Below are 9307 nucleotides of genomic sequence, written 5' to 3'. Positions count from 1 at the left end.
ACTCCTTTGCTTTCGTTAAGCCTTAAATAACATAAACTTATAGAAAGTGTCAACTCCTAATTATAACAGAGCCTTTTATTTTTTCGATTCGCTGCCGCACCGCAAGGGGCCAGGTGAGAGGAACAGTCGGAACCTGGTGGAAAAATTCTATGCTAACCATAGAGAATGACAGAGGAAAATTTAAGAAAAAGCAAAAAAAGAATCGACATACGGAAAACCGGATTGCACGGTTTCATCTGTTGAAGCGTTCCGTTAAAGCAGGGGACAGTACATGCCTGAATACGTTTATTTATAGATAATTTATTGGTTTTAGATATTTTTTAAGTTTTGACCTGATGACAGACCGCGGGAAGCATGGCGTAGGGGGGCAAAGATGGCAACGAGAAAGAGAACAGCAAAAAAAAAAACGGCAATGATTTTGGGTAGGGGCGAGTTTAGTTCTAATTTTCACATAATTCGGCCGAATAACGGCTATCCCTCCTCGGAGAGGCAGTCGTGAAAGCGGCCGGAGAGAAGGGGGTAGCACTAACCATGGCTCACGGTTGTTTCCCCTCACCAAGCGATGTACGCCTGAAAAGCGGCAGTCTGAGGGGATGAAAAGCACTCCCTCAGCAGCTTGTGGGACTAAAAAAAGAGCGGAGTTCAGCAAGTCAGAAGAGGTTATTTTTTGTTTCAGAGAGAAAAGATCTGACAAAAGAGTTGCTTATAACGGCCATTGAGGATAGAAGGTGCGGGAGCGGAAGGCGAGGAGAAGACCTCCTTTTTTTTGTAAAATTTTTCCGTCTGCAGTAAGCGGACACATATTCATCAGGGAACAGAACTGAACCATGAAAGGGCGGCATTATCGGGAATACAGCGGGATTCTTGAACGTGAACTTCCGTTCTTTGTCCTCGGACATGGCGGAAAGCCTGTAGTCGTGTTTCCCACGCAGAGCGGTCGCTGTACCGATTTTAATGATTTTCAGATGGTTGATACGGTCTCCGAACTGATTGAGCAGGGAAGAATACAGCTTTTCTGCGTTGATTCCATCGACAGGGAGACCTGGAACGCGACTCATGGAGATGCGGCTCAGCGGACATGGCTTCAGGAATTATGGTTCCGGCATATCACGGAAGAATTTCTCCCCCGGCTCCGAGCCATTAACGGCAGTGACGCTGCGCCCCTGACGACGGGATGCAGTCTGGGAGCAACTCATGCCCTGAATACTTTCCTGCGCCGCCCTGACCTTTTTGACGGCGTCATCGCCCTGAGCGGCTTCTACGACGCACGCTATTTCTTCGGCAGCTACATGGACGGACGCCTTTATGATAATTCCATTGTGGACTACCTCTCCAACCTGCCGGAAGACCATCAGTACGTCCCCATGTATAACGCCAGAAGCATCATTCTATGCGCCGGACAGGGAGCCTGGGAAGAGGAGTCGGAGCGCACGACACGCATGGTGCAGGAGCTGTTTGCCTGCAAGGGAATACGCGCCTGTGTCGATATCTGGGGTCATGACGTTACCCACGACTGGCCGTGGTGGAGAAAGCAGTTCCCCTATTTCCTGAATAATCTTCTGTTCTGAAGCGGAAGCGTCGAAAAGCAGAACCGCTTTTTTGTCAAACGCGCCGAAAAACTCTCCCGACAAGGATTGAAGGCGATCCTTTATTGAAATTTGGGCTTCGGAGGCTCCCATGCTCCACAAAGGTTTATATGAGCAAATCATAAACAAAGGTTTGGACGCCGAGCTTGCCCAAACAGATAAGCTCAGCAAGACCGAGCGCATTGATGAGGCCGAGGCAGCCAAAGTACTGGCCAAATATGTGACGGAAATTGTGGAGAAGGGGCTGCAAAACGTCAAGGACAAGGGGGGCGATATTCATTCCCAGGTGCAACTTGTCAACCGCATTGTCTCCACCATTATGGCCGAGACTCAGGAGGCAGATTTTGACGCATTGACCGTGGCCGAGCGTGCCGAGCAGCTGCTAGCTCTGCTGGATCGGAAAAACAACATCCGGACACTGAATGAAAAGGCGGACCTCATGCGGCCGGAGACCTCCATCGCCCAAAGTTCTTTGTTCACCGGTGCTATCCACGAGCCACAGATGTACACCGAACTGAAGAAGGAAATCGTTTCCTGCGACCGCATCGATATGCTGGTCTCCTTCATCAAGTGGAGTGGTCTGCGACTGCTGTTCGACGAGCTACGCAGCTTTACCCAAAACGGCGGCGAGTTGCGCATTATTACCACCTCCTATATGGGCGCCACAGACATCAAGGCCATTGAGGAGCTGCGGCAGCTGTCCAACACCAAAATCAAGGTCAGCTATGACACAAACCGGACCCGTTTACATGCCAAGACCTATGTTTTTTACCGTAAAACTGGCTTCACGACCGCTTATGTTGGGTCCTCGAATCTTTCCAACGTGGCTATTTCCAGCGGCTTGGAATGGAACATTAAGGTCACCAGAAAAGATCTGCCGGAAACCATCGACAAAATTGCCGCGACCTTTGAAAGCTATTGGAATGCAAGCGAATTTGAATATTACGACGAAGGCCAGCGCGAACGTTTGGCTCGTGCTTTGAAGTCCGAAAAATATACCGACAGCAACAATGTCCAACTGTATACAGTGGATGTCAGGCCCTATTCCTATCAACAGGAGATCCTCGACCAACTTGAAGCCGAGCGTGCCGTGCGCGGATATATGCGTAATCTGGTAGTGGCTGCTACCGGTACTGGTAAAACTGTCATCTCGGCACTGGATTATAAGCGTTTCCGTAAGCAGCACCTAGGCAAACCCTGCCGCTTGTTGTTTGTCGCCCATCGCGAGGAGATCTTGCAGCAGAGCTTACACACTTTTCGTGCTGTACTCAAAGATGCCAACTTTGGCGAACTGTTCGTCGGCAAATTACGGCCGGGCAGTCTCGACAATTTGTTCCTCTCCATCCAGACGTTCAACGCTCGTGCTTTTACCGAGCTAACGACGCCGGACTATTACGATTATATCGTGGTGGACGAATTTCACCATGCCGCTGCACCATCCTATCAAACATTGCTGGCGTACTATCAGCCCAAGATTCTGCTCGGATTGACCGCCACCCCGGAACGCATGGATGGCAAGAGCATCTTGCCGTATTTTGGCAACCGAATCGCTGCCGCTATACGTCTTCCTGAAGCCATCGACCGCAAGCTGCTCTGTCCGTTTCAGTATTTTGGTGTGACCGATACCGTTGACCTGGGTACACTTCGCTGGTCGGCCGGAGGGTACGATAAAACAGAGCTGTCTAATCTATACACCTCCAGTGGCGTGGCCGGGCAACGCGCTGATTGGGTGATCACATCATTGCTCAAATATGTCACCGACATCGATGAGGTGAAGGGCCTGGGTTTCTGCGTATCTATCAAGCACGCACAGTTTATGGCAAACTATTTTAACGCGCATAACATTCCCTCCATGTGCCTGACCGGTCACTCGTCCGATGAAGAAAGAAACGTGGCCAAGGACCAGCTTGTTTCCGGACGGGTGCGGTTCATTTTTGTGGTCGATATCTACAACGAGGGCGTAGACATCCCCGAGATCAATACGGTCCTGTTCCTGCGGCCCACAGAATCACTGACCATTTTTTTGCAGCAGCTTGGGCGCGGTCTACGTCTGGCGGAAGGCAAAGACTGCCTGACAGTGCTTGATTTCATCGGACAGGCCAACAAAAAGTATAATTTTGAGGATAAGTTCGCGGCCTTGCTCTCCAACACTACTCGTGAGGTGAGTCGGGAAATCAAGGAGGGCTTTATCTCGCTGCCAAAAGGCTGTTATGTGCAGCTTGAAAAAAAGGCGGCCAAATACATTCTCGATAACATTCGTGCCTCGTATGGCAACGTTGCTGGACTGGTCTCGCGCATCTCCAGCTTTACCGATGACACAGGCAAAATGCTGACACTTGGCAATTTTCTGGACCATTATCATCTTGACCCCCGCAGCCTTTACCGCTTTTCGACTTTCTCACGACTGCGTGCACGTGCCGATGTGATTGACGATTTCCACGAACCACTGGAAGAAACGATACAAAAGGCAATGGTCAAGTTTGCGGTGGCGGATTCTCGCCGCTGGATACGCAGTTTACTGGACATCCTCGGCCGGCTGGATAATGTGAATTTTGCTGCCCTGCCACCACAGGAAAAGCGGATGTTGCAAATGTTTTACATCACGGTCTGGGGAAATGCAGCCCAGGATTGGAATAGTCCTGAAGTGTTGAACAACCTTTACACGCTGTCCGATTGTCCGACTTTGTTGAGCGAGCTGCGTGACCTGCTACGCTACCGTTTTGAGCACATCGATTTCATTGACACTCCGGCGGACATCGGCTTTGCGGATTGTCCGCTGGATGTGTACTGCACCTATACGCGCGACCAACTGCTGGTAGCACTGGACTATCTACGCCCCGATACCGTCCGTGAGGGGGTAAAGTGGCTGCCAGAGAAGCAATTGGACGTGTTTTTTGTCACGCTTAACAAGGCGGATAAGGACTACTCGCCGTCTACCATGTACAACGATTATTCCATTAACAGCACACTGTTCCACTGGCAGAGCCAGAGCACTACGGCCGAGAACTCTGCCACAGGGCAACGCTATATCCATCACCAGGAACGTGGCAGCCGGGTGTTGTTGTTTGTGCGTGAGTTCAAAGAAGATTATACCTATAAAACCACGGCGGCATATACCTTCCTTGGTACGGCAAACTATGTCCGCCATACAGGTTCCCGTCCAATGGACATTATCTGGAGACTGGATCATCCCATACCGGCAAAATACCTAAAAAAGACCAATAAGTTGGTAGTTGGATAAGGTAAAAATGAACTCTTGCACCACAATTATAAATGCAACCGAGAAGTAGAAATGTAGTTTTTTTGTTCATTTTATGATAATTACAATGAGGTAAGAATTTTCCCAATGTTACAGCAAGGCACAGCTTAAATTGTGTCATCACAGCAGTTGCCTTTTATGAAGGACAAGAAAAGGAAAGGGCGGCCCTCCTTTGCGAGGGCCGCCCGTATCGTTAAAGGGGGAACAGAGTCCGCAGCGTTACTTGGCCAGGTTCGTCAGATCGTCGAAGCGTTCCTGGTTCTGCTGGGCCAGAGTAGAGCGCAGCTTCTTCGCCAGTTCAGGCTTGCTCTTTTCGAGCTGAGCGTAGCGGTTTTCACCCAGGAGGAATTCTTCCAGAGTGCCGTCGGGAGCCTTGGCGTAGTCAAGGATGAAGGGATTCTTACCCTCTTCCTTAAGAGCGGGGTTGTAGCGGTATATGGGCCAGTAACCGGTCTGGACGGCCAGCTTGGCTTCTTCGAGGCTGCGTCCCATACCCTTGCGGATACCCTGGTTGATGCAGGGAGCGTAGGCGATGATCAGGGAAGGCCCGTGATAGGCTTCGGCTTCCTTGAATGCCTTAAGCACCTGATTCATGTCTGCGCCCATGCTCACGCTGGCAACGTACACATAGCCATAGCTCATGGCCATGCGGCCGAGATCCTTCTTGCGGACGGGCTTGCCGGCCGCAGCGAACTTGGCGATGGAACCCAGAGGCGTAGCCTTGGAAGCCTGACCGCCGGTGTTGGAATACACTTCGGTATCGATAACCAGAATGTTGACATCCGCTCCGGAAGCGATGACATGGTCGAGTCCGCCGTAGCCGATATCGTAGCCCCAGCCGTCACCGCCGAAGATCCAGAAGGACTTCTTGGTGAAGAGATCCTGCATGTTCCAGAGCTTTTCCAGAGCGGGATTTTCATCCACGTCGCTCAGCTCGTTGAGCACCGCTTCGCCGTATTCGCGGGAGAGCTTGGCGTCTTCCATGTTGTCAAGCCAGCCCTGCAGGGCAGTTTTGAGCTCCTCGGAGATACCGGGGATTTCCAGAGCTTCCTGACAGGCGAGAGCCAGACCAGCACGGCGCTGCTTGTAGGCATCGTGCATACCGAGTCCGTATTCGGCGGCGTCTTCAAACAAAGAGTTGCCCCAGGCAGGGCCGAAGCCGTCCTTGTTCTGGCAGTAGGGCGTGGTCGGGGAAGAGCCGCCCCAGATGGAGGAACAGCCTGTGGCGTTGGCCACGATCATGCGTTCGCCGAAGAGCTGAGTGATGAGCTTGACATAGGGAGTTTCGCCGCAGCCAGCGCACGCGCCGGAGAATTCCAGCAGAGGCTGGCAGAGCTGAGAGCCCTTGAGCGTGCTCCGCTCCACAAGGTTGTCCTTGATGGAGATGTTTTCTTCGGCGAACTTCAGGTTGGCAACCTGGGCTTCGAGCTGGGATTCCAGAGGCTTCATGACCAGAGCCTTGCCCTTGGCGGGGCAGACGTTGGCACAGGAGCCGCAGCCCAGGCAGTCCTGAGCATAGACCTGGATGCGGAACTTGAAGCCCTTGAGTTCCTTGCCGTTTGCGTCGATGGTGACGAAGGTTTCGGGGGCGTTCTCCAGTTCTTCGGGAGCGGCCACGATGGGACGGATGGCGGCATGAGGGCAGGCCACGGAGCAGCGGGTGCACTGAATGCACTTCGTGGAATCCCATTCGGGGACGGCCACGGCCACACCGCGCTTTTCGCAGGCGGTGGTGCTCAGGGGAACCACACCGGCGGGATCGAAAGCCGACACGGGCAGATCATCGCCCTTCTGAGCGAGGATGGGCCGGACGACATTGGCGATATAGGGATCCTTGTCCTGGCAGACGGCGGCAGTGTCGGGAGCATCGGCCCAGGATTCGGGATAGCTGATTTCGGTCAGAGCTTCGAGAGCCTTGTCCACCGCGGCGATGTTCATGTTGACGACGGCGTCGCCCTTCTTGCCATAGGTCTTCTTGATGGCCTTCTTGATGTAGTCGATGGCTTCATCAAGAGGAATAACGTTGGCCAGTTTGAAGAAGGCCGTCTGCGTGACCATGTTGATGCGGTTGCCGAGGCCCACTTCCGTGGCCACCTTGAGGGCGTCCACGTTGTAGAACTTCAGGTGCTTGCCCGCGATGGTGCGCTTCATATGGCCGGGCAGCTCGCGCTCCATGTCTTCGAGCGTCGTCCAGCTGGAGTTCAGCAGGAAGGTGCCGCCGTCCTTGATGCCGTCAAGAACGTCATACATGTTGACGTAGGAGTCCTTGTGGCAGGCGATGAAGTCGGCACGGTTCACCAGGTAGGAAGACTTGAGGGGCGCCTTGCCAAAACGCAGATGCGACACGGTGAAGCCGCCGGACTTCTTGGAGTCGTAGGCGAAGTACGCCTGAGCGAACATGTCCGTATTGTCGCCGATAATCTTGATGGCGTCCTTGTTTGCGCCCACGGTGCCGTCGGAACCGAGGCCGAAGAACTTGCACTGCACGGTGCCGGCAGGCACGGTGTCGATGTTGGCGCCCACTTCAAGAGACAGGTGGGTGACATCGTCGGTGATGCCGACGGTGAAGTGGTTCTTGGGAGCGGCCACCAGCATGTTGTCAAACACGGCCTTGGCCATGGCGGGGGTAAATTCCTTGGAACCCAGACCGTAGCGGCCGGCAAGGATCTTGGGAAAGACGCGGATCTGATCGCCGTTTTCCACAAAGGCGGTGCAGACATCCTCGTACAAAGGTTCGCCCAGAGCGCCGGCTTCCTTGGTGCGGTCAAGCACGGTCACGGTCTGAACGGTGGCGGGCAGAACGTTCAGCAGATGAGCGGCGCTGAAGGGACGGTACAGATGGACTTCCACCAGACCAACGCGCTCGCCCTGAGCGTTCAGGTAGTCTACCACCTCTTCCATCACATCGCAGGAAGAACCCATGGAGATGACCACGCGGTCGGCCTCGGGATCTCCGTAGTAGTCGAAGGGCTTGTACTGGCGGCCGGTGATGGAGGCCACACGCTTCATGGCGTCAACCACGATGCCGGGAACGTCATTGTAGAAGGGGTTGCAGGCTTCGCGGTTCTGGAAATAGATGTCGGGGTTCTGGGCGGTACCGCGCTGATGGGGATGCTCGGGATTCATGGCGCTGTCCCGGAACGCCTGAACGTTATCCCAGTTCACAACCTTGCGGATATCTTCATAGTCGATCAGCTCGATCTTGCGGATTTCGTGCGAGGTACGGAAGCCGTCGAAGAAATGGCAGAAGGGAACACTGGAGTCGATGGCGGCAAGATGGGCCACCAGTGCGAGATCCATGGACTGCTGCGGGTTGTTGGAGCACAGGAAGGCAAAGCCGGTCTGACGGGCGGCCATCACGTCCTGATGATCGCCGAAGATGGAGAGTGCGTGGGAAGCCAGAGCGCGTGCCGAAACATGGAAGACGCCGGGAAGCAGTTCGCCGGCAATCTTGTACATGTTGGGAATCATCAGCAGCAGGCCCTGAGAAGCGGTGAAGGTGGTGGTCAGGGCGCCGGAAACAAGAGAGCCGTGCACAGCGCCGGCAGCGCCGGCTTCGGACTGCATTTCGCGAATGGCGACCTGCTGCCCCATGAGGTTCTTCTGTCCCTTGGCAGACCATTCATCGGCCAGTTCGCCCATGACGGACGAAGGCGTGATGGGGTAGATGGCTGCGACATCGCTCAGAGCATACGCAATGTATGCGGCGGCGTTATTGCCGTCCATCGTCTTCATATGTTTCGCCATAAATCCTCCTCAAAAAGATTTTACCATGCCCGGGAGAGCGGAACTTCGCTCGCACAGCGCTCTCTGTACAGCCGAAAACAGGAAGCCAAGCGCCGCGCTTTCCCCGAAAATATTCCCACGGAAACCGTAACGCGCGCATAATAAACTTGTTTGTGTAAACAATCAACTCATTTCAGGGTGAAATTTCTGTGAAAAGCGTAAATTTGTGAAAAAGAGCACACGGCGGCGAAAATGGTAAAAGTCAGTCCTGTATCGGCGAAAAAACGTCTGTGAAAAAGCAGATGCACCATGAAGCGGTTCAGCTTTCCGGCAAAAAGAGGAAAACCACTTGACGTGCTGCAATTTTGCCGAGTGTCTGAACTATGTTCCCGTCCGAGGGAGCAGAGTGTTTTGAGAAAATTTCTGGGTTGAGGAGGGGAGGGCACGTTTTTTAACCACGAAAATCATGGGTGGAGCGGAGCAGAAAATATTTTAAAGGGGAGGAGTTTAACACCAGTGGCTCGCGGATGCCGGACTGGCACTGATGAGCTGCTTAAAAAGGCAGTACATCAGCCAGGAGTTGGAACACAGCCTTCACATCGGGAGTCCCGCAGAATATCAGAAGGTATATGTCAGGTGCGCGCAGAGATGGAAAAGTATATGAAGTGCTAATCTTCCCAGCCGTGAGCGCGGGAGATCAAGCCCATGATGGCATAGGTGAGGCTGGCCGCGGCAA

3 protein-coding genes are annotated in these 9307 nt (G+C 53.4%); 2 read left to right on the top strand and 1 reads right to left on the bottom strand.

Annotated elements, in window-relative coordinates:
* Window positions 1–827: 827 nt before the first annotated feature.
* Window positions 828–1568, top strand: coding sequence for an alpha/beta hydrolase-fold protein (locus Q0Z94_RS10190; RefSeq protein WP_298069383.1), 741 nt, complete (start codon window positions 828–830; stop codon window positions 1566–1568).
* Between the two features lie 109 nt (window positions 1569–1677).
* Entirely contained in the window at window positions 1678–4827 is a 3150-nt protein-coding gene (locus Q0Z94_RS10185) for a DEAD/DEAH box helicase (RefSeq protein ID WP_298069382.1), read from the top strand.
* Window positions 4828–5064: 237 nt separating this feature from the next.
* On the opposite strand, the gene nifJ is transcribed toward Q0Z94_RS10185, so the two are convergent.
* Window positions 5065–8592 (bottom strand): pyruvate:ferredoxin (flavodoxin) oxidoreductase, encoded by a 3528-nt coding sequence (gene nifJ / locus Q0Z94_RS10180; protein ID WP_298069380.1) that lies wholly within the window; start codon window positions 8590–8592, stop codon window positions 5065–5067.
* Between the last annotated feature and the right edge of the window lie 715 nt (window positions 8593–9307).

The sequence above is a fragment of the uncultured Mailhella sp. genome, assembly GCF_947631555.1.
In the GTDB taxonomy this organism is placed as follows: domain Bacteria; phylum Desulfobacterota; class Desulfovibrionia; order Desulfovibrionales; family Desulfovibrionaceae; genus Mailhella.
The sequence above is the reverse complement of the archived record's forward strand: the minus strand, read 5'-3'. Positions and strand labels throughout refer to the sequence as shown.

Coding starts and splice junctions, on each gene's coding strand:
- Q0Z94_RS10190 (WP_298069383.1), top strand. CDS start 828: ATGAAAGGGCGGCATTATCGGGAATACAGCGGGATTCTTGAACGTGAA.
- Q0Z94_RS10185 (WP_298069382.1), top strand. CDS start 1,678: ATGCTCCACAAAGGTTTATATGAGCAAATCATAAACAAAGGTTTGGAC.
- nifJ (WP_298069380.1), bottom strand. CDS start 8,592: ATGGCGAAACATATGAAGACGATGGACGGCAATAACGCCGCCGCATAC.